Source organism: Desmonostoc vinosum, assembly GCF_059505385.1.
In genome coordinates this window covers 1-20,809 of record NZ_JCACKM010000123.1, presented here as the reverse complement: position 1 = coordinate 20,809, position 20,809 = coordinate 1, and the positions used below count along the sequence as shown (strand labels likewise).

Genomic DNA, 20,809 nt, shown 5'->3' with positions numbered 1-20,809 from the left:
GCCGCAGGCTTTACGCTAACGCTATCGAGGACTCGCTACCGCTGACGCTCGTACCTCGCTACCGCTTCGCTAACGCTAACGTAATTCGTAAATGACGCGACGCTCGTACCTCGCTACCGCTGACGCTATCGAGGACTCGCTCTAAGCGAAGCTATGCCGCAGGCTTTACGCTGCGCTAACGTAATTCGTAATGACGCGACGCTCCTGTGTCGCTACCGCTGACGCTCGTATCTCGCTACCGCTTCGCTAACGCTAACGCTATCGCGGACTCGCTACCGCTACGAAGCGCGTAATTCGTAATTAAGTTTTGTAATGGGGATTTGACCCCAACACAACACTTGCTGATTAGAGAACCAGGGGACTTAAACCCACGGAACTAGTTAAAGTAGAGGAGAAAAAGAGATCGAGGGAATGGGGAATTGGGAATTGGGGTACTGGAAATTAGTTATTTCTCCCCCTGCCCTCATCCCCCAGTTGGTGAGCGAAGTCGAACCACATCTCCCTCGTCTCCCTCATCTCCTCCCCAATGAGTACCTCAAAATCTCCTAATATCCTCTGGGTGCAAGTTTGGGTGTTGGCTGCGGTGCAAGGGGCAATTACCCTCACCTGGTTGATATACGGTCTTTATTTGCCCCGACTTCTGACTCAGTTTGGTTTTCCTGCCTCTTTGGCAGTTGGTATATTGATCATAGATAATGCCTTGAGTGCGGTGATGGAACCACTAATGGGTGGACTTTCTGATCAAGCTAAACGCTGGATGGGAAGTCGATTTCCTTTTATTTCGGTGGGTGTAATTCTGTCAGCGACTTTGTTTATTGCAATACCATGTATTGTGGTTTTTGTCCAGCCAACTGATATTATGCGATCGCTTTTACCCCTGACTTTGATCGCATGGGCGTTGACAATGACGGTGTTTCGCAGTCCAGTTATTAGCTTGTTAGCACAATCTGCTATACCAACTGAGTTACCTTTGGCTGTGAGTTTTGTTACCTTGGCAGGGGGAATAATTGCAGCTTTTAGACCCATTGCTAATAAGTTTATTTTTGGTTTGGGGCCGGTTTTGACCTTTGCTATCGGTTCGTTTGTGCTGCTGGCAGCGGCGGCGATACTGCGGTTTGTTAATCCTCCAGAGGCACCAGTTGAACGACACTATGTACAAATAGTACAGTTGCCTTCAAAGGAATTAGCCTTGATTTTGGGAACTGGTTTCGGCGTGGCATGGGGTTCCCGATTTCTCATGGATACTTTAGGTAAAGTGCTATCAGCCGAGTTTAGTAATAGTAGTATTGACGTGCTAATGGTGTGGATTGGGCTAGCGATCGCTTTTGCTTCACTACCTGCTGGGGCTTTTGCTGTGAAAATCGGCAATCGCCAAGCGATGCTTGTTGGTGTTTGTGCCACTATTTCTGCATTGTTGCTCATAGTATACACAGGCTCACAGTTTCCCATTATAGCGATTATTATCGCTGGTTTTAGTTTAATTATCAATGGGGCAATTCCCTTCGCTTTGCGGTTAGTGTCTCAGCAATGGGCAGGATTAGGAATTGGCATGTATTTTGGTGGGTTTGCTGTAGCGATGAGTTTGTTTGCCCTGATTTTTCCCAAAATCCAGGAGTTTTCACCTTTTGTGAGTGCGATCGCAGGTGCATCGGCTTTTCTGTTAGCGGGTATTTGCATTGCCACTAGTGGCATTTTGGTAACACAGAGGGACGCAGAGGTATAGCGCAGAGGTTCGCGGAGGTATTCTCCTTTGCGTTCCTTTGTGTTGTAAATATCTACAAAAACTTATAGCAATATAATAACAATAAATCATCAGAAGTAACTAGATAATTCGACTCTCAGTAATCGAGAAAGTAATAAAGATCAATCTTGAACAATTAGTAACGAAACAGTATTTAGTTAAGAAGAGTTAAAGAATAATTTAACTGAGAAAAATATAATAGATTTAAGAGAAACTATAATTTTTTTGGGTTTTAAAAAAATCATCATCAAGTATCAAGATGATAATGATACAATCTCCCCAAAGGGGTTTTATTCCAATTCGTAATTAAGAGACTCAAACTTTATCTGAGTTTCCAGGTTACATTGCACTTATTACACATTTCCATTCCCCTATTTAAGAGATAAGCTTAGCCTATTTATATAGGTTGTGCTTTATTTTGAAGTCCCTAATTAAGCTGTAAGAGTTTACATTTTGTTAGGAACATTTCAGGATTTCTTGTAATACTGATCAAAATTTGCTGACAACTACAACATCAGAATTGACTCCTGTTATTAATAACATGAAAAGCATTTGTAGCCAAATCAAAACCAATGTAGCTATTGCTGCTGTCACTTCGATAGCAACTTTAGTCAACGTTCCCAGTGTTGATGCTGCTTCTTTTGATCTTGCTTGGAAAGGGGATCAAGGTTATTCAGCAAAAGGAAACTTTAGCTATGATGATAGTTATGTCGGAAATATAGTTACTAAAGATCAGCTAACTAATTTTGTTATTTCCTTCTTCAATCCCAAGGGAGATTTGTTGCAAAATTTCAAATACGAGTTTCCAAATTCCAGCAGTAATTTTAATTTCAACTTCGATCAAGTTACTAAGACTGTTTTACAAACAGGCAACTTTGACACAGCTAACGGCTTTGATTTAGGAATCGACTTTGCAACAGAAGTCACAGGATTATCTTTTTATACTTATCTTAATCCTGCTCAAGGATTGTCAACGGCTAAGATATTCTTGAAGGATGACCTTTCACCAGAAATATGTGACACATTTCCTAATTGTAGGCTGGATGTTGGCGGACAGTTAACGACAACGGTTGTTCCGGAACCCAGCATAATTTTAGGATTAGCGGTGGCTAGTTTTTTAGGTAGAGTTCTCAAGAAAAAATCAGCATCTGTATAAACATATCGAACACTCAAAAGTCCGTGTAAACCTGACCCTACTTAGCCAGGTATCCCTCCTTTGAGTAGGTTACGTTTTGCATACAAATTATTAAATCATTCACAATTTTTTTGTAGTGTTATGTTGTCGCCAAGCGTCTCACCCTTCTAGATTTTCGGCGCGTTAGGACTAGTGTCGATAACGCATCCTACTAGCGTGTCTAGTCTTAAATGTTGCATTAAAAAGAACTCTTGTGGGATGGGCGTCTCGCCATTGGTGTCAACTTAAGCTAGAAATAGCTTCGGTGTTGGCTTCCTCACCCGCCAAGAAATTTATTTCTTAGCTAATAGCTCAAGTCTACTTCAGTAGACTCAAAATCTTGGGGGATATTTAGTCATCTTCAGATGACTTTTGCTATCAGCAAGGAACTGAAGTTCCTTGCGGGACATCGGTTCTACGTTAACTTGACGCCAATGGCGTCTCGCCCGTCCGTAGCGGGCTTTCCGTCCCACCCCACAAGAAAACTTATTACATCATTTTAGCCTTGCCACGCCACTACTGGACTGTTTCAGCTAAAATAAATTCCTGACTCAAAATTGCATACCAAATCTTGAATATTCGCTACATTCATATAGAGCCAACATGGTCAAGCGGGAAAAATATTTTATAGGCTTTACCAATTATTAGATTGCGAGGTACTACACCCCAACAACGACTATCGTAACTATTTTCACGATTATCACCCAGAACTAAATACGATTCTGGCGGTATAGTGACGGGTTTTGCTAGGTAAGGCGGTTCCAAGCCTGATAAGCACACATCTATTAAAGTACGCTGTTTCTGGGTGAGATATTTGTCTTCTTTTAGCGGCTGACTATTGATATAAACTTGCCCATTTCTCAGTTCTACTTTTTCACCAGATAGCCCAACTATTCTTTTAATAAAAGCATCAGTATACTGTTGTTTTTTTAAATTTTCTGTTGGTAAAAAAACTATAATATCACCACGTTTTGGATCTTCAAAACGATAGCTGAACTTATTGACTAATATCCTGTCTGCTTCCCACTGGTTGGGAGTACCATGTAGAGTTGGTTCCATTGCTCCTGAAGGTGTCCAACGAGCTTCAACTACATATGTTCTCAGGAAAAATCCTAAACCTATAGACAACCAACTAGATATTCCGATAATGATTGCAATGGTTAATGCTAAATCTTTTGTTGGTTCACGGCGAACAGGAGAAAATACATAAGCAAGATATGCTATGTAAGCCAAGAGAATTGACGCTAGTAATCGAGAAAAAAACGAAACAATAACTATTAATACAATCGCCAATATTCCTAAGAACCACTTACCAATATAAAAGTGACCAATTCCTAAAAATAACTGAGAAAGGAACATCGCTAACCAAGGATCTTTACTTTGCTTACGTAAAGTTTCAAATTCGGGAGTATTTTTACTCTTAGCAGACCTGTAAGCATCGAAGAGATTCCATAACCAGAGAATAAAAATAGTACCTAAAATTCCAGCACCGCTGGTTATAACATTTGCTGTTGGACTAAGAACTACCCATAATGTCAATATATTGAGAGTAATCGTTATCAATATCAAAAAGTAACCTTTACTTTTTTTCCCTGTATATATTTGCCCTAAACCTGGAAGTATCTTGGATAAATTCACGGCTAGCCAAGGTTCTTTATTAGACATACAGCAGTTTGCAATTACGACTAAGACGGGAGATGAGGGGGATGAAGGAGAAGTCACCAATTCGCAATTCTCCATTCCCATTTTATGTACATAGGTAGGTAAATTTACATTAATACTACGGTTAAAAATTTGAATTATAAATTTCTGTGTTGGCAGTCTTTACAAAACTCCCCGTAATTGTGACGATTACGCTAGAATTGTTAAATGTTCTTTACAGAATAAGCAAATTAACCCCGGTTCTGTTAGAACAGCCTCGCAGATAAATGTAAGTAAGTCTAAATATAAACCCCCTCAAAAGTTCACCAAAAGCCTCTATGACGCTCCCAATTCGTAACGTCGCCATTATCGCCCACGTTGACCACGGCAAAACCACCCTGGTTGATGCACTTCTTAAACAATCCGGCATTTTCCGTGAAGGTGAAGACGTTCCGGATTGCGTCATGGACTCCAACGCTCTAGAACGGGAGCGGGGGATTACCATTCTTTCTAAGAATACAGCGGTTCGCTATAAAGAGACGCTGATTAATATTGTTGATACTCCCGGACACGCTGACTTTGGTGGCGAAGTTGAACGCGTCCTTGGCATGGTCGATGGTTGCATCTTGATTGTCGATGCCAATGAAGGCCCTATGCCCCAAACCCGCTTTGTACTGAAAAAGGCTCTGGAAAAAGGACTGCGCCCCATTGTTGTTGTCAACAAAATCGATCGCCCCCAAGCCGATCCTTATGGGGCAATAGATAAGGTACTGGATCTGTTCTTAGAATTAGGAGCAGATGAAGACCAGTGTGATTTTACTTATCTGTTTGCCTCTGGTCTAGCAGGTTACGCCAAAGATGACTTGGATGCAGAAGCGGTAGATATGCAACCGCTATTTGATGCGATTCTGCGCCATGTTCCACCACCTGTAGGTGATGTTAATAAGCCCCTGCAATTGCAAGTCACGACCTTAGATTATTCGGAGTATCTGGGACGAATTGTAATTGGTAGAATTCACAACGGTGTGATTCGTGCTGGACAGCAAGCGGCTTTAGTTACAGAAAAAGGCGATATTGTCAAGGCTAAAATCACAAAGTTGATGGGCTTTGAAGGACTCAAGCGGGTAGAGATGGAAGAAGCATCCGCTGGTTATATCGTTGCTGTAGCTGGTTTTGCTGATGCCAATATCGGAGAAACGATTACCGACCCGAACGAACCCCAAGCGCTACCCCTAATTAAAGTGGACGAGCCAACCTTACAAATGACCTTCTGGGTGAATGATTCGCCCTTTGCTGGTCAAGAAGGTAAGTTGGTAACATCACGACAAGTACGCGATCGCCTATTCCGCGAATTAGAAACCAACGTAGCTTTACGCGTCGAAGAAACCGACTCGCCTGATAAATTCCTAGTTTCCGGTCGTGGCGAATTGCACTTGGGTATCTTAATTGAAACCATGCGCCGCGAAGGTTACGAGTTTCAGGTATCCCAGCCACAAGTAATTTACCGAGAAGTTAACGGCCAACCTTGCGAACCCTATGAACTTCTAGTATTGGATGTACCAGCAGATGCGGTTGGTAGCTGTATCGAACGCCTGGGACAACGCAAAGGTGAAATGCAAGATATGCAACCTGGTGGTGGCGATCGCACCCAGCTAGAGTTTGTCATTCCCGCCCGTGGCTTGATTGGTTTCCGGGGTGAATTCATGCGGATGACTCGTGGTGAAGGCATCATGAATCACAGTTTCCTAGACTATCGTCAACTCTCTGGTGACATTGAAGCCCGCAACAAAGGCGTTTTAATTGCTTTTGAAGAAGGCGTCGCTACTTTCTATGCCATGAGAAATGCCGAAGATAGAGGCGTATTCTTTATTATTCCTGGCACTAAGGTTTATAGAGGCATGATTGTCGGCGAACACAATCGCCCCCAAGACTTGGAACTCAATGTCTGTAAGACCAAGCAGTTAACCAACCACCGCGCCTCTGGTGGTGACGAACTAGTGCAATTGCAAGCACCAGTGGAAATGAGCCTAGAACGCGCTTTAGAGTATATCGGCCCAGATGAATTAGTGGAAGTTACCCCCAAATCAATTCGTTTGCGGAAGATGGCGAAGAAGTTAGCAAAACGCTAAGCAAACACTTTTTACCTGATTTACAAAGCCCGCTTCAGCGGGCTTTTTGGTTTGTAAGACTAATTTGAAAAAATAATTACGACTAGTAGATTATTGTAGAGACGCGCCATAGCACGTCTCTGCTTACTATTCCCTAGCAATCACTATATCGTTAGACTTGATGACTGCATAAGCTTCTGTTCCCTCAGACAGTTCTAATTCCTCTGCTGACACTCTAGTGATCATCGAGGTTAACTCAACTTTGTGAACAATCTCTAGCGTCACCTCAGTATTCACTGCTCCTGTAATCACTCGTTTCACAACTCCCTTGAGGATATTACGGGAACTAACTTTAAGTGGTTTCTTTTGACTACCAACTTCTACATCAGCAATATCAGTATCCTCTTTGACATCTTCTTTGGTTGGTAATGATGTTGGTGCTGAGGAATACTTATTTAAACCACGAACTAGTTCTCGGAGGATCTCGGTTTTAGTCCGCTGAGACTGCTGGCAGAATTCCTCTAGAAGCTTTCGCTCCTCTTCTGATGTTTGAAATGTGATCCATCCTTGTTCTTTTCTTGGCATAATGTTACCAATTTATTTGGTACATATTTGGTTTTCTTGGTACGATCCTACCAAGTGTAAATCCTCGGAAACAGAATCTCTCTAAGGGTGGTTTTTTGATGAAAAAAAGACAATTTCTTGCCTTTTTGAGCATAACAATTATCAGTTGGCTTTTAGCAATTGGTTTGCCATTGGTTACTCCTTCTGCTGTAGTAGCACAGTCAAACGTCGGTTTGCTTGTGTCCGCTGCTGCTAGTTTAAAAGATGCGCTAGAAGAAATTAAGCCCATCTATCAACAAAGTAAACCAAATGTCAATATTAGTTATAACTTTGGGGCTTCCGGTGCTTTGCAGCAACAAATTGAGCAGGGGGCACCAGCAGATGTGTTTATTTCTGCTGCCAAAAAGCAAGTAGATGCTTTAGAACAAAAGGGTCTTTTGGTTCCCGGTAGCCGTGCTAATCTAGCCAACAACCGTCTTGTCTTAATTGTGCCAAAGAATGTTGTTGGCATTCGTAGTTTCTATAATCTTACCGATGCCAAGATTAAAAAAATTGCGATCGGTGAACCGAGAAGCGTACCTGCGGGGCAATATGGTGAGCAAGTTCTCAAGAAGTTGGGCATTTTTGATAAAGTCAAGTCCAAATTGGTTTTGGCTAACAATGTACGTCAAGTATTAGCTTCAGTAGAAAGTGGTAACGCCGATGCAGGTTTAGTTTACATTACTGATGCCAAAATCTCCGACAAAGTAAAAATTGTAGTTGCTGCTGACGATAAATTTCACTCACCAATTGTTTATCCAATGGCAGTAATTAAAAACAGTAAAAATATCCCAACAGCCAAAGAATTTTTGCAATTTCTATCAGGCAGCCAAGCCAAAGCCGTACTCAAAAAATACGGATTTATTGTATCTTCATAGTATGAAGAGGGAGTGAGGGAGATGAGGGAGATGAGGGAGCAATTTTCTCCGCGTCCCCGCGTCCCCCTGTCCCCGCGTCCTCTTCCCAATTCCCCACTCCCCACTCCCCACTCCCCATTCCTATTTATGCCGCTGCTGATGCCACTGCCATGCATGAGCAACGATATCTTTGATGTTTGGGTATTGAGGTTGCCAGCCTAAGATGGTTCTGGCTTTCTCACCACTACCTATGAGAGTCGGTGGATCGCCAGGACGGCGATCGCGTTCTTGGACTGGTATTACCTTTCCTGTCACCTGTTCGACAGCTACAATTACTTCTTTAACAGAAAAACCATTACCATTGCCCAAATTAAAAATTTCGCTATTGCCACCTTTTAATAAATATTCCAATCCCAAAACATGGGCGTCTGCTAAGTCACTAACATGGATGTAATCACGAATACAAGTACCATCGGGAGTGGGGTAATCAGTGCCGAAAATGGCAATAGATTCCCGCTTCCCTAAAGCTGTGAGTAATACCAAAGGAATCAAATGAGTTTCTGGGTTGTGATCCTCACCTAGCAAGCCACTGGGATCGGCACCAGCAGCATTGAAGTAGCGAAAGCGTACCGATTTAAAATCGTAGGCAGGATCAAAATCAGCTAGAATCCTCTCTACCATTAGCTTGGATGCGCCATAAGGATTGATGGGATTTTGAGGATGATCTTCTGGAATTGGTACAAATTGCGGTACTCCGTAGGTAGCGCAAGTAGAAGAAAAGACGAATTTTTTAACAGACGCCTCTAGCATCGCCTCTAGGAGAGTCAAGGTGCCAACAACGTTGTTGTGGTAGTATTTAGCCGGGTCAGTTACCGATTCTCCCACATAGGCATAGGCGGAAAAGTGCATCACAGCGTCAATACTGTGGGTTTTGAACAGATCGTCTAGCAAAGCGCGATCGCATGTATCACCAACTACAAGTTCTACCTGTAATATCTTTTCTACTAAATCGCGATGCCCATAAACCAAATTATCGAGTATCACCACGTCATAGCCTGCTTGCTTGAGAGCAAGTACCGTGTGAGAACCAATATATCCAGCTCCCCCCGTCACTAAAATGCTGGGTTTTCCAGGCGACATAGTTTTTCCTTTCAAGTGTAACTACTCAATCAATTTAATTGACAAACAGTCAGATTGAAACCCTCTGGGGAATAGGGAAGAGGACGCGGGGACACAGGGACGCAAAGAAAACTTCTCCCTCATCCTCCCCACTCCTCACTCCCTTCACAAGAATTGGTAACAAACCCAACGAGTAGGAACCATCCAAGCAAAGGCATACATATGGATGCTTAACCAGAAATTACGGTCTGGGGCTTGTTTTGGAGAAAGCTAAAAAAATTACAAATAAATAATAGTCCCAGTATCAAAAAATTGAACTAAAATCACTACGACGGTAGTCTTTAGGTGTGAGGTTGGAGAAATGTTAAGTCTGATAACAGTGCAATTACAGTTTGACGATAAACTAAATCCATTTTCCGAAACCTTGGGGTTAACCGCACCAGAAAATTTAAGAGTCAGTTAATCTATGTTTTCACTTTTAACTTGGGTACTAGTGTGGCTGCTGATTGGCACTGTTGCCTACTCTGTATTTCAGAGATTTTATCCTTCAGGAAGTTTTGTCGGGCGCTTATTTTTGGGGATTATTGTGGTTGTAATCGCACTAGCGTTTATTAACCCTAACGAAAGACCTGTAGCGTCGTTATGGAGTTTTATCTCATTCCCGCTCAAGCCTTTGGGAGCCTCGATTTTGATGATGCTCTTTGCTGCTCAAAAAATCAACAAAGGCGGGATAGATAAACCAGGAGGGTACTTAATAGGTTGGTCGCTGATCATTCTACTCTTAGCAAGTACACCAGCAGTCGCTTATCTCTTGTATAGAATACCTCTGGGAGGAACAGCAATGACAAATCAGATTTATGTAGCCAGCGCTGCACCAACATCTGCTGCAAACATCTCAGGTATAGCAAAAGACAGCATCTTTGCTAATAATTTGCGAGTGCCTCCCTACCTGTTGCAAAATCCTGAGGACATTCGTAGACGTAATTTGGAAATTGTAGATTTTGTACCTAGTGCAGAAACGCTACAATTAACAACCCGTGTTTGGGAAACTTATCTTGCCCAGATTTACAGATTCTTGCGTCTTCGCCAATCATAAGGCTAAAACAGCTATACAGAAAGGCCATCACCTGTACCCTAGTGTCTGGCCTTCCCAGCTAATCTGCTAAGTTGCACAATCTTTAGCCCCAGAAAAACGCGGAAACGCAATTTCAATGATTATTAGCTGATTTAGAAGTTTGAGTAGATGCCTGCAAGGCTACTTACTAATCGTTAAAGATAGCGTAACCTTTAGGTAAAGTAGAGTAGGGCGAACTGTGGAACTTCGGATAAAACATAGACTGCTGAGCAGTTAGCCTATGATCATAAGGTTGCAAAATTGCTTGAATGGCAAAATATCGACGAATTGTTAAACTTGGAGCTTATCTGCGTCCCCATTGGCGGGAGGCTACTTTAGGAGTTCTTGCTTTATTGTCTGTCAACGGGCTGGGCGTTTATATACCCTTGTTAATTCGCTCAGCTGTTGATCAGCTTTCGGCTAACTTTAAATGGAATCAAGTAATACATTACGTAGTCGTAATCGCTTTACTGAGTTCAGCCATGTGGTTAATGCGTATGGCTTCACGCATCTGGCTATTTGGGGTGGGGCGTCAGGTAGAATTTGACCTCAAACAACGGATTTTTGAACACTTGCTCAAGCTGGAACCAGCTTATTTTGCTAGTAATACCGCTGGTGATTTGATTAGTAGGGCTACTAGTGATGTAGATAATATCCGGCGATTGCTGGGTTTTGCCATCCTGAGTTTAGCAAATACAGTGTTTGCTTATACCTTGACACTACCAGTGATGTTGTCGATTAATGTGGATCTCACACTAGCTTCTCTGGCAGTGTATCCCTTCATGTTTTTGTTGGTATATTTATTTAGCGATCGCCTACGCAAACAACAAGCGGTAGTACAAGAACAACTCTCTGATATCAGTGGACTCATCCAAGAAGATATCAGTGGTATTGCCTTAATTAAAATTTACGCTCAAGAAGATAATGAGCGTCGAGCTTTCGCTAAGCAAAATCAGCAGCTATTGGCCGCAAATCTGGATTTAGCAAAAACCCGCAATACACTTTTTCCTTTAATTGGTGGACTAGCTAACGTCAGTTCGCTAGTCATAATTTGGTTAGGAGCAATGCGGATGTCTTCTGGAACACTTGCTGTTGGAGATTTTCTCGCATTATTAATTTTTGTAGAGCGTTTAGTTTTCCCTACAACTTTATTGGGATTCACGATTACTACTTATCAACGAGGTGAAGTTAGCGTTGATCGATTGGAGTCTATTTTCACCGTCACACCGAAAATTCAAGATGCTGATGATGCTACACATCTAACAATCACTCAAGTCAAAGGAGAAATTACAGCTACCAACCTCAGCTACACTTACCCAGGTGCTACTACCCCTGCTTTAGACAAGATTAACTTTACCATCAATCCTGGGGAAACGGTAGCTATCGTTGGGCCAATTGGTTCTGGAAAGTCAACTTTGGCGAATGCCTTGCCACGTTTGCTAGATATTGAGCCAGAACAGTTATTTTTGGATGGATTGGATACTACAAAAATCGTTTTAGCAGACTTACGAAGTGCGATCGCTTACGTTCCTCAAGATAACTTTTTATTTAGCACCACGATCAAAAATAATATCCGCTATGGCGACCCGGTGAGCGAACAGCAAGATGTCGAATTATTTGCTAAACTCGCTCAGATTGATTCAGAAATTACCAATTTTCCACAGCAGTATGAAACCATCGTTGGCGAACGTGGAATTACTCTTTCTGGTGGACAACGGCAACGTACCGCCCTAGCACGAGCGATGCTAATCGATGCCCCAGTGTTAATTTTAGATGATGCCCTCTCTAGCGTTGACAATCAAACAGCAACACAAATCCTCAAAAATCTTGCCGATGGTACTGAGCGCAAAACAGTAATTTTTATTACTCATCAACTTTCCGCTGCTGCTGCTGCCGACCGGATTTTTGTGATGGATAAAGGCACAATTGTTCAGATCGGTAATCACGTAGAGCTTTTACAACAAGAGGGACTTTACCGAAATTTGTGGAGTCAACATCAAGTAGAAGAATTACTGCATTAGTTGTTCAATTTAAAGACAATTTTATACTTAGCGAATATAATTTATTGTTCAAAACTTGATAAATCATATTCGTTGAGGGTGTATGTTTGAATACTTGCAAAATTTTTTAACTGATAGCTCATTTATTCCACACGGGCATTGCTACCTTTGGAAACCTAGTTTAGTGTGGCTAAACATTATCTCAGATTCTCTAATTGCCGTTGTATATTATTCTATTCCCGTTATCCTGGTTTACTTTGTCCATAAACGAGAAGATTTACCCTTCAAATGGATACTCTTATTATTTGGAGCTTTTATCGTCTCCTGTGGTACAACCCATATCATGGATGTCTGGACGCTTTGGCATCCTACTTACTGGCTTTCCAGTTTTATCAAAGCAATTACCGCTATTGTCTCACTATATACGGCGATCGCACTACTACCGATTATTCCTCAAGCACTGGCTTTGCCAAGTCCAGCACAACTAGAAGCGGCTAACTGCCAATTAAAGCTGGCACTAGAAGAACTTGCAAATATGCAGTCTCAACTGATTCAAACTGAAAAAATGTCTTCTTTAGGACAACTAGTTGCAGGTATTGCCCATGAAATTAACAATCCGATAAACTTTATTTATGGTAATACTACTTTAGTTGATGAATATACTCAAAACTTACTCAATTTGATTGCACTTTACCAGGAATATTATCCTCATCCTGCACCAAAAATTCATAGTGGTACTGAAGAGATAGACATCACTTTAATTAAAGAAGATTTACCAGAGATTTTATCTTCTATCAAAATGGGAGCTGATCGCATCCGGAAACTAGTCTTAGCTTTACGTAACTTTTCACGTTTGGATGAATCCGATAGAAAAGAAGTTGATATTCATGAAGGTATTGATAGCATTCTTTTAATATTACAAAATAGTTTGAAATATAAAGGAAATATGCCAGCCATCCAAGTGATCAAGAAATATGGTGATTTACCAAAAATTGAGTGTTATCCTAGACAAATAAATCAAGTTTTTATCAATATCTTAACTTATACTATTAATGATTTGAAAGATTCCCTAACTGGATGTCCAATAGCAGTAATTGGTACAAATATAACTGACAATCAACAGCTAGTAAATCGTAATCCTTTAGTTAACATTTCTACTGAAGCTGTAGATAGCAATCAAGTGATAATTCGGATTTCTAATAACGGTTGTGGTTTAACAGAAGACGTCAGAGAAAAAATATTTGAACCGATTGTTCCCTCTAAATCTGTTAGTTTAAATACAGGTATGGGAATGCAAATCAGTTCCCAAATCATCAACAATCATGGTGGTTTATTGAAGTGTATTTCAGCACCACTCCAGGGTACAGAAATAGTTATTCAACTTCCAATTCATCTGAAGCCTAGTTGATGATCTCCAGAACTTATACTGTGTCCGGTTAAAAACTTATCATTTGACAGTCTTAACCAAAGAATGTGCAACTAGACGTACATTAGCTTATCTATTTTTTCATGAGTAGACTTCTTGCAAAAGTCATTCTTTTCGCGTTGTTCTTTGCGTATTTGCGTATTTGCGTTCGCGTTGACGAAGCCTCTCGTAGAGAAGCGTCTCGTAGAGAAGCGGGGCGTAGCCCGGTAAAAAAAGATTTATGCAAGAGGTCTAGTGATTTAAAATTGCTTAAAGAATATTACCTTGTTAGTTTCTTTTGGTATTTGGGCATTATCAAATTACCAAAAACTCATTTGGCACAAATAATGTTCAAAATGGAATTATTGGAATCTGATGCTGCGGGAAAATTTACCCGTTTTCAGTTACAGCACCGTCATATAGGAGCGATCGCAGCTTTAATATTGATTAGTCTGCTAAGTTCACTGACTGGTTCACCAGCTGATCATACCATCTTGAACTGTTGGGAAGGCTTGCTTTGGGGACTAGCAAATCCAGTTATTGGCTTAGATTGTTTAACTGTTATCTTTGCTATTGGCTTATTATCGGCTGTGGTGGTTCGTGGTGCTGCGATAGCCAGATGTTTTTTCTTAGCAACCCTATTGGGGATGATGATTCATTTACTTCAGCTCAATTTACCAGGTGTGGAGATCGCGATCGCTATTTCTGTCATCGCTTTTGGTAGGATGCTGATATCAAATCACCTCAACTTTGTAATACTTGTGTTGCTAGGTGTCTGCGCTGGGTTGTTCCAAGGCTACGTTGGTACTAAAGACATTGTTGATGCAGAAACGATCACAATAGTTACCTATATATTAGGTTTTTCTTTAACTCAGTTCGCAGTCGTTATGAGTGCTAGGGAAATTTTTAGGACGACTAATATATCAACTAAAAAGATTCGCTTAGCTGGATTTGCTTACTGTGCCCTTGGTGTTGTGTTTTTAGGTAATTTAGTTCTCTAAAATTGAATTTTGTTATCTGAATATGGATAACCCAAATTTCTCTGTTATTTTCAAACCAAAGATTTCTCTTTATCCAGATTCATAGGGCGGGTTCACTGAGATATTCGTAAATAATTGGAATATATTTGTGAACCTGCCTCTAATGTCAAACTTGGTATTTTTGAGAAATACGGGGTAATTGCTTTTAGGAAATAATTTCAGCAATTACTATTCCCAACATCTAATTTAGCAGGCACCAACTTTATTAAAGATGACGGAGAAGGTTTTTCCTATCAATAATAAGTCATACAAAGGATACCAATTACTTTGATATCGTAAGTCTAAATCGACTATTTCCTCAAAATCTTTTACTTGAGAACGGCCATTGACTTGCCATTCACCAGTTAATCCAGGTTTGACATTTAAACGCTGCCAGTGTCGCTGATTATAATTTCTCACTTCATCAGCAGTGGGGGGGCGTGTTCCCACTAAACTCATTTCACCGATGAGAATATTCCAAAATTGAGGCAATTCGTCTAAACTTGTACTTCGCAAAAAGCGTCCTAATTTTGTTACTCGAAAGTCATTTTTGTTCTTAAATATCAATCCGTTAGCTTCGTTGTCCACTAAAGATTTTAGCTGCTCTGCGTTGCTAACCATCGAACGAAATTTGCGAATCCGAAATGGTTTTCCTTGGAATCCATAGCGTTCTTGAATAAAAAAAATAGCCCCAGGGCTATCAATTTTAATCGCGATCGCGATCGGTATAAACAAAATCGCTAAAATTAATAGTCCTACCAAACTCCCTAAAATGTCCAAACAACGTTTAAAGTTAGAACGCACGGAAGGATGAGGGGTAAACTTTAATTCCCAATCATTACCTGTGGTAGTCTGAAATACACTTTCTATTGATGCTTGGTACATTTTCTTAGCTGAATACCTAAGTAAAAAGGGTAGATTCACCTTAAGTTTCAACCTAACTATAAACTTGGCTTTATGTATGAACAATATGCTTTCCCAGTATATTCACTTAATCTTCATCAAGATCACGGGGATCACGACTTTATATAAATTTACGATAAAGTTATTTTACATACCTTTAGGTAGATGAACATTTATCTTAATTGCGTATCTAAATTTTGCTATCAATAAAAACACTAATTAAGCAATGTTATGAATCATGAAACCAACTCACAATCCTTCGATTTGTTTCAACTTCTCCTGTGGGAGACGCTACGTGTAGCTTGCTTCGCCTGCGGGGTAAGCTCAGCAAACGTTCGCTATTCATAATAAAGTTTCGGAGACTTTAAGCAAATAACTTGATCGTCGAAAGGACTGGATGTCATATTTTGAGCAATGCAGTTAAAAGATACAAGTTATGGCAATAAAAATATAAGTTTGCAGAAGAAAATGTCTTTATCATTTAGTTACGAGTTTAAAGAAATTGTCAATATTAATAGTTCTCTAAAAATTTACAGTTGTATTAATCTATCTAAATACTATTAGCGTTATTACTAAGTTAAAGCCTCAAAAATCAGGTGCAAAAAAATGATTGTAGCAGGAGTTGAAGTCAAGATTAGCCGATTAGAATCTATTGTTGAACAAATTGGGGAAGCAGTACTTTCTACAACTGAGACAATAGAACGTCTTGCAGAACGATTAGATACTCTTAGCGCTCAAGTAGAAGCACAGGGAAAGCAAGTACAACAGCAGGGTTATCAAATTGTGGCATTGTGTGACGCTGTGCAAACTCTTGCTGAATCTCAGGATGATTCAATGCAAAAAATTAATCAATTAACACAAACTCTCAATCGGCTTACCTCTCTGATTGAAGGTTCAGATGAACGATAGTTGTTTTGGGACTGGGGAACTCGGGGCCCCCGCTCCCTAAACCCTTAACTGAGTCACTGCGATATTGCCTGAAAAACACACCTCTACATCACTCCCAGGAGTGCGATCGCGTTTGCCATATTCCCCCACATAATAAAAGTCATTACCATCAACGCGATAATCTATGGGTAAGGGTTTGGTACAAGGTTGACAAAAAACCAACTTAGGATGCGGTTCTGTGGGTTGTAGATGTGGTAAATTCACATTCCAATAGCTTCCAACTTCTAGAGGACGGTTGAGTAAGTCTAATAAAACCTCGGCGGTTAATTTGGCAGCTAAATCCCAATCAAAATTTTGCTTAGCTTTGCGATAGTGGGAAATAGCAATTCCAGGAATACCATGCATTGCCGCTTCTCGCACAGCCGCAACAGTGCCAGAAATGTAAGCATCTACTCCTAAATTGCCGCCAGCGTTAATCCCCGATAAAACAAATTTGATATTTTTGCTGATTTGTGTCATTGCAATTCTCACACAATCCGCAGGAGTACCAGCGATCGCATATTCATTTTCAGAACGTCGCTGGAGATTGATAGGACGAGTAGTGGTGACTTGATGCCCACAACCAGATTGATGTTCTTTAGGAGCAGCAATTATTACATTTTGCTCGTTCACAGCTTTGAGCAATGCTCGAATACCAGGGGCGTCGATACCGTCATCGTTGGTTAAAATTATGGTCATATTCGCGAAGTTAAGATTAAAAATTAGACTATATAGTTGTTGGTTACAAATATGCGATCGCCACTTTGTAAATTATTTCTGAGATACAAAAGTATGCGGATATACTAGACGCTGCTTTTTTTCCAAATGTAGAAAAATATAGATATTTATTGCCTCAATAATGTATTAAAGATAAATGCTCGCAAATTTCCAAAAAACTACCTCAAATCGCTAAAACTATTGAGATTATGCTATAATTTGGCACATGGTTTGCAAATTCCGCCCTCAGTGTTTTGGTTAATTCCTTACAAGGGCGGTATTTCTTTGCACTTAGTATTTAGTAGTGCTTCGTTGATGAGGACGCGGAGACGTTTGGACGCGGGGACGCGGAGAGTCCCCATAACTAAAGCTAGGGGATTCAAGCAAGGAAAACATTTTTTGCCTCCACGACTTTAGTCGGGGGCTTTTGACCAGTGCTTCGACCTTGAGAAGGGTCGCGCGCTCCGCGTCTTTCCTTCCCCGCGTCTCCGCGTCTTCTTGGTAAATGCTTGCATTGGTATTTAAAAATTGGCACAATCAAAAAATTCAGAAAAATAGGCACATACTAGCCATAACAGAAAATCCTGCTAGATAAAGCCGTAAAAGAGGTGATTTTTACATTGGTTGTGTAGTATTTTTGGTGCAAGTCTGTCTTAAGGTTCATACAATGAAACAGCTCCTCAAGCAATTATTCAACAGTCGCAAATACCTCATCCAGCTAATATTACCCTTGGTAATGTTCGTTTTGTTTACAGCACCTGCTTTCGCTACAGGTGTATATCAAATTCCTGATCTGACAGAAGGCACTTGGATTTTGGATCAAGGTGAAGTTGTCAGCAGGATCAATGAAGGTAAGATTAGCAGTGGGTTCGAGGACTTAGCCAAGAAAACTGGTAATGAGGTGAGAATTGTCACTATTCGCCGCCTCGATTACGGAGAAACACCAGAAAGTTTCGCCCAAGAACTGTTTGAAAAATGGTTTCCCACACAAACAGCCCAGGCTAACCAAACTCTGTTATTAATTGACACAGTTACCAATGGTACGGCAATTATTACTGGAGATAAAGTCAAGTCTTTATTAACAGACTCGATTGCCGAGAGTGTTGCCTTAGAAACATTGAGTGCGCCGTTACGGGATGGTAACAAGTATAATCAAGCATTTGTAGATGCGAGCGATCGCTTAGTTGCTGTCCTCTCAGGTGAACCTGATCCAGGGCCACCCCAGATAGTTGACAACATCCAAGTAGAAGGTACCTTCAAAAAAGCAGAAGAAACCGATCAAGGTAACGCTACTGCTTGGGTAGTAGGACTATTAATCGCTGCCACAGTTATCCCCATGGCAACCTACTACATTTATCAAGTAAATCAACCCTCATCTGATAATTAGTTAGAGCAGGGAGTGGGGAGTGGGGAGTGGGGAGTGGGGAGCAGAGGAGAATAATTAATACTCAATTCCCTATTAACCCTAATCTCCACTCCCAGAGGGAGCGGGGGCCCCGAGTTCCCCGTTCTCAATCTTGAATATATTCTTGCCCAGTTACTAAAGCAACCTCAGCGCGAACAAATTCTCTACCTAAATAGGCTGCATGATCTAACAATGTTAATGGGCAAGGCTGAGTTTCTTCAAAAATCTTGACACAAAGTTCTTTTGCTGTCCTCCCGCTAAAAACTGTAGTCTGAGTTCGTTCTACCTTTTTTTTGGCGGGAATTACTTTTCCTGTGTCTGGATCGACAGCTAAACCACGCTCATCAATGACATTGGTGAAATGCTTGGCACAAATTAACCCTGCTTCTCGATCCAAGTAGATAATAAAATATCCACCCGGATCAAGGTTAAGATGTCGCTGAGAAAGTTTGTTATCAATTGCTGCCAAATTTCCAACCATCAAATCCATAAGCACTCTGAAAAACCAAATTTATTGTGTTAGGATTTTCACCCTCTATATCCAGTGTAATTCTGATTTTCCTTAGTATTGTTTATATTTTGGATATATTTTTTAGAGGAACGGCAACAGGCAACAGGGGAAATCCACACCTAAAGTGCAGATCCAAATCCACAACTGAGTTTATATTTATAATTTTCTGTTCCCTGATTTTGTGATTTTTCCTCACGCATCTTTCTGATTAAATGGCAATTCTGCATTAATTGCTGCTATTTCCTGCTGTTCTAATTCATTCACTTCACTGATATAGCGTTTGAGAATTTGTTCCAAACGGGGATTGTAAAAGCGGTGCAAACTGTAATTTGGCATAGCCGGAAAACCGCGTCGTTTTTTATGACGCCCACCGGCACCAGGATCAAAGATTTGGATGTTGTTGGCGATCGCCCACTCAATTGGCGCATAATAGCAAGCATCAAAGTGTAAGCAATCTATTTCTTGAAAACTACCCCAATAACGCCCATACAAGTTTTCATCTTTATACAGACAAAACGACATCCCCACAGGTTGGTGAGCATATTGTTCGCTATATGCAGCAAAAAACACCACTCGATGGCGATAATCAGTATATAGCTGCTCAAAAAACTGCTTTGTTAAATACTTGCTACCCCACCAGCCAAACTTATCACAGGTATCAGCATAAAAATGGTACATCAAAGTAAACAAAGATTTAGGAATTTCCTCACCAGTTAGCGGTTGCAATCGTAAACCAGCCTTCTCAACAGCTTTGCGTTCCCTTTTGATATTGCGACGCTGATTAGCGTTGAATACAGCCAAGTAATCATCAAAAGTCTGAAATTGCAGATTTTCCCAAACATAACTATGATGCAACCACTTGGTAAAACCACATCGTTCCAGCACAGGACGCCATTGGGGATCAACGTAGAGAAAATGACACCCAGAAATGCGATGTTGTAAGCAAAAAGAGTCAATTTCATGCACCATCATCGCTGTGATTTCGTCCTCATCTTCACCTGGGGCAATCAAAAAACGATAGCCCTCAGCAGGAGTAAATGGCGTCATACCCAGCATTTTGGGATAATACTGTACTCCGATGCGGTCTGCTAACTCCGCCCATTGGTGATCAAAAACAAATTCACCAGAACTATGTCCTTTAAGATAAAGTGGAGCCGCAGCGATTAGCACTCTATCTCGCCACAGCGTCAAGTGATTTGGCAACCAACCAGTTTTAGCCATAGCACTTTGGGAAGTTTCAAGATTATTCAGCCACTCCCACTCTAAAAATGGCGTTTTTAGTGGGAGTGCCAAAGCATCCCAGGTTTGTTGGGGAACTTCGACAATTTTGTTAGTCCAAACGACAGAGTAGCGGGGCTTAATTTGTTTCACCGATGTTGGGGAATGGGGAGTGGGGACGCGGGGACACGGGGACGCGGAGACGCGGGGACGCGGGGACGCGGGGACACGGAGACGCGGGGACACGGAGACGCGGAGAAATGACAAATGACAAATGACCAATGCCTTATTTAGAGTAAGCTAAAAAACATCTAAATTACATAATCAAATTAAATAAAACTCTTGTG

General features: G+C 41.0%; 16 protein-coding genes and 1 pseudogene. 10 read left to right on the top strand and 7 right to left on the bottom strand.

Annotated features, from left to right (window positions below; all coding sequences use genetic code 11):
- Positions 1-526 precede the first annotated feature (526 nt).
- Complete coding sequence (locus tag AC5JMF_RS19100; RefSeq protein WP_495797302.1) at positions 527-1,723, top strand: MFS transporter; 1,197 nt, start codon at positions 527-529, stop codon at positions 1,721-1,723.
- 559 nt (positions 1,724-2,282) lie between these two features.
- On the top strand, positions 2,283-2,897 hold the full coding sequence (locus AC5JMF_RS19095; RefSeq protein ID WP_495797301.1) for a PEP-CTERM sorting domain-containing protein: 615 nt from the start codon (positions 2,283-2,285) through the stop codon (positions 2,895-2,897).
- Positions 2,898-3,503: 606 nt separating this feature from the next.
- Here the strand turns inward: AC5JMF_RS19095 and lepB are convergent.
- Positions 3,504-4,049 (bottom strand): annotated as a pseudogene (gene lepB, locus AC5JMF_RS19090) (signal peptidase I); the annotation flags it as partial.
- A gap of 845 nt (positions 4,050-4,894) precedes the next feature.
- Here lepB and typA point away from each other — a divergent pair.
- Positions 4,895-6,685: a translational GTPase TypA gene (gene typA, locus AC5JMF_RS19085; RefSeq protein ID WP_495797300.1), complete on the top strand. Its 1,791-nt coding sequence runs from the start codon at positions 4,895-4,897 to the stop codon at positions 6,683-6,685.
- 126 nt (positions 6,686-6,811) lie between these two features.
- On the opposite strand, the gene AC5JMF_RS19080 is transcribed toward typA, so the two are convergent.
- Positions 6,812-7,249, bottom strand: coding sequence for a TOBE domain-containing protein (locus AC5JMF_RS19080; protein WP_495797299.1), 438 nt, complete (start codon positions 7,247-7,249; stop codon positions 6,812-6,814).
- 98 nt (positions 7,250-7,347) lie between these two features.
- On the opposite strand from AC5JMF_RS19080, the gene modA reads away from it, so the two are divergent.
- Entirely contained in the window at positions 7,348-8,145 is a 798-nt protein-coding gene (gene modA, locus AC5JMF_RS19075; RefSeq protein ID WP_495797298.1) for a molybdate ABC transporter substrate-binding protein, read from the top strand.
- A gap of 120 nt (positions 8,146-8,265) precedes the next feature.
- Here the strand turns inward: modA and galE are convergent, their stop codons facing one another.
- A complete protein-coding gene (gene galE, locus AC5JMF_RS19070; RefSeq protein ID WP_495797297.1) occupies positions 8,266-9,264 on the bottom strand; it encodes a UDP-glucose 4-epimerase GalE in 999 nt (332 codons plus the stop codon).
- 445 nt (positions 9,265-9,709) lie between these two features.
- Here galE and fraI point away from each other — a divergent pair, with 445 nt between their 5' ends.
- From fraI to AC5JMF_RS19050, 4 genes are all read left to right on the top strand, one after another.
- Positions 9,710-10,339: a septal nanopore formation protein FraI gene (gene fraI / locus AC5JMF_RS19065; RefSeq protein ID WP_495797296.1), complete on the top strand. Its 630-nt coding sequence runs from the start codon at positions 9,710-9,712 to the stop codon at positions 10,337-10,339.
- Positions 10,340-10,626: 287 nt separating this feature from the next.
- The gene (locus AC5JMF_RS19060; protein WP_495797295.1) at positions 10,627-12,378 is read left to right on the top strand and encodes an ABC transporter ATP-binding protein; all 1,752 of its coding nucleotides are present in this window, start codon (positions 10,627-10,629) and stop codon (positions 12,376-12,378) included.
- A gap of 82 nt (positions 12,379-12,460) precedes the next feature.
- Entirely contained in the window at positions 12,461-13,765 is a 1,305-nt protein-coding gene (locus AC5JMF_RS19055) for a sensor histidine kinase (protein WP_495797294.1), read from the top strand.
- A gap of 353 nt (positions 13,766-14,118) precedes the next feature.
- Positions 14,119-14,763 carry a HupE/UreJ family protein gene (locus AC5JMF_RS19050; protein ID WP_495797293.1) on the top strand — a complete coding sequence of 215 codons (645 nt, stop codon included), beginning with the start codon at positions 14,119-14,121 and terminating at the stop codon, positions 14,761-14,763.
- Positions 14,764-14,988: 225 nt separating this feature from the next.
- On the opposite strand, the gene AC5JMF_RS19045 is transcribed toward AC5JMF_RS19050, so the two are convergent.
- Complete coding sequence (locus AC5JMF_RS19045) at positions 14,989-15,666, bottom strand: sugar transferase (protein WP_495797292.1); 678 nt, start codon at positions 15,664-15,666, stop codon at positions 14,989-14,991.
- Positions 15,667-16,290: 624 nt separating this feature from the next.
- Here AC5JMF_RS19045 and AC5JMF_RS19040 point away from each other — a divergent pair.
- Positions 16,291-16,593 (top strand): hypothetical protein, encoded by a 303-nt coding sequence (locus AC5JMF_RS19040; protein WP_495797291.1) that lies wholly within the window; start codon positions 16,291-16,293, stop codon positions 16,591-16,593.
- A 36-nt stretch (positions 16,594-16,629) separates the two neighbouring features.
- Here AC5JMF_RS19040 and surE read toward each other — a convergent pair whose 3' ends face one another.
- The gene (gene surE, locus AC5JMF_RS19035; protein WP_495797290.1) at positions 16,630-17,310 is read right to left on the bottom strand and encodes a 5'/3'-nucleotidase SurE; all 681 of its coding nucleotides are present in this window, start codon (positions 17,308-17,310) and stop codon (positions 16,630-16,632) included.
- A gap of 685 nt (positions 17,311-17,995) precedes the next feature.
- On the opposite strand from surE, the gene psb32 reads away from it, so the two are divergent.
- On the top strand, positions 17,996-18,715 hold the full coding sequence (gene psb32, locus AC5JMF_RS19030; protein WP_495797289.1) for a photosystem II repair protein Psb32: 720 nt from the start codon (positions 17,996-17,998) through the stop codon (positions 18,713-18,715).
- Between the two features lie 124 nt (positions 18,716-18,839).
- Here psb32 and AC5JMF_RS19025 read toward each other — a convergent pair whose 3' ends face one another.
- Positions 18,840-19,223, bottom strand: coding sequence for a DUF4346 domain-containing protein (locus AC5JMF_RS19025; protein WP_495797288.1), 384 nt, complete (start codon positions 19,221-19,223; stop codon positions 18,840-18,842).
- Between the two features lie 213 nt (positions 19,224-19,436).
- On the bottom strand, positions 19,437-20,615 hold the full coding sequence (locus tag AC5JMF_RS19020; RefSeq protein WP_495797287.1) for a GNAT family N-acetyltransferase: 1,179 nt from the start codon (positions 20,613-20,615) through the stop codon (positions 19,437-19,439).
- Between the last annotated feature and the right edge of the window lie 194 nt (positions 20,616-20,809).

Coding starts and splice junctions, on each gene's coding strand:
- AC5JMF_RS19045 (WP_495797292.1), bottom strand. CDS start 15,666: ATGTACCAAGCATCAATAGAAAGTGTATTTCAGACTACCACAGGTAAT.
- psb32 (WP_495797289.1), top strand. CDS start 17,996: ATGAAACAGCTCCTCAAGCAATTATTCAACAGTCGCAAATACCTCATC.
- AC5JMF_RS19100 (WP_495797302.1), top strand. CDS start 527: ATGAGTACCTCAAAATCTCCTAATATCCTCTGGGTGCAAGTTTGGGTG.
- surE (WP_495797290.1), bottom strand. CDS start 17,310: ATGACCATAATTTTAACCAACGATGACGGTATCGACGCCCCTGGTATT.
- AC5JMF_RS19050 (WP_495797293.1), top strand. CDS start 14,119: ATGGAATTATTGGAATCTGATGCTGCGGGAAAATTTACCCGTTTTCAG.
- AC5JMF_RS19095 (WP_495797301.1), top strand. CDS start 2,283: ATGAAAAGCATTTGTAGCCAAATCAAAACCAATGTAGCTATTGCTGCT.
- AC5JMF_RS19055 (WP_495797294.1), top strand. CDS start 12,461: ATGTTTGAATACTTGCAAAATTTTTTAACTGATAGCTCATTTATTCCA.
- fraI (WP_495797296.1), top strand. CDS start 9,710: ATGTTTTCACTTTTAACTTGGGTACTAGTGTGGCTGCTGATTGGCACT.
- AC5JMF_RS19025 (WP_495797288.1), bottom strand. CDS start 19,223: ATGGATTTGATGGTTGGAAATTTGGCAGCAATTGATAACAAACTTTCT.
- AC5JMF_RS19060 (WP_495797295.1), top strand. CDS start 10,627: ATGGCAAAATATCGACGAATTGTTAAACTTGGAGCTTATCTGCGTCCC.
- typA (WP_495797300.1), top strand. CDS start 4,895: ATGACGCTCCCAATTCGTAACGTCGCCATTATCGCCCACGTTGACCAC.
- AC5JMF_RS19040 (WP_495797291.1), top strand. CDS start 16,291: ATGATTGTAGCAGGAGTTGAAGTCAAGATTAGCCGATTAGAATCTATT.
- AC5JMF_RS19080 (WP_495797299.1), bottom strand. CDS start 7,249: ATGCCAAGAAAAGAACAAGGATGGATCACATTTCAAACATCAGAAGAG.
- galE (WP_495797297.1), bottom strand. CDS start 9,264: ATGTCGCCTGGAAAACCCAGCATTTTAGTGACGGGGGGAGCTGGATAT.
- modA (WP_495797298.1), top strand. CDS start 7,348: ATGAAAAAAAGACAATTTCTTGCCTTTTTGAGCATAACAATTATCAGT.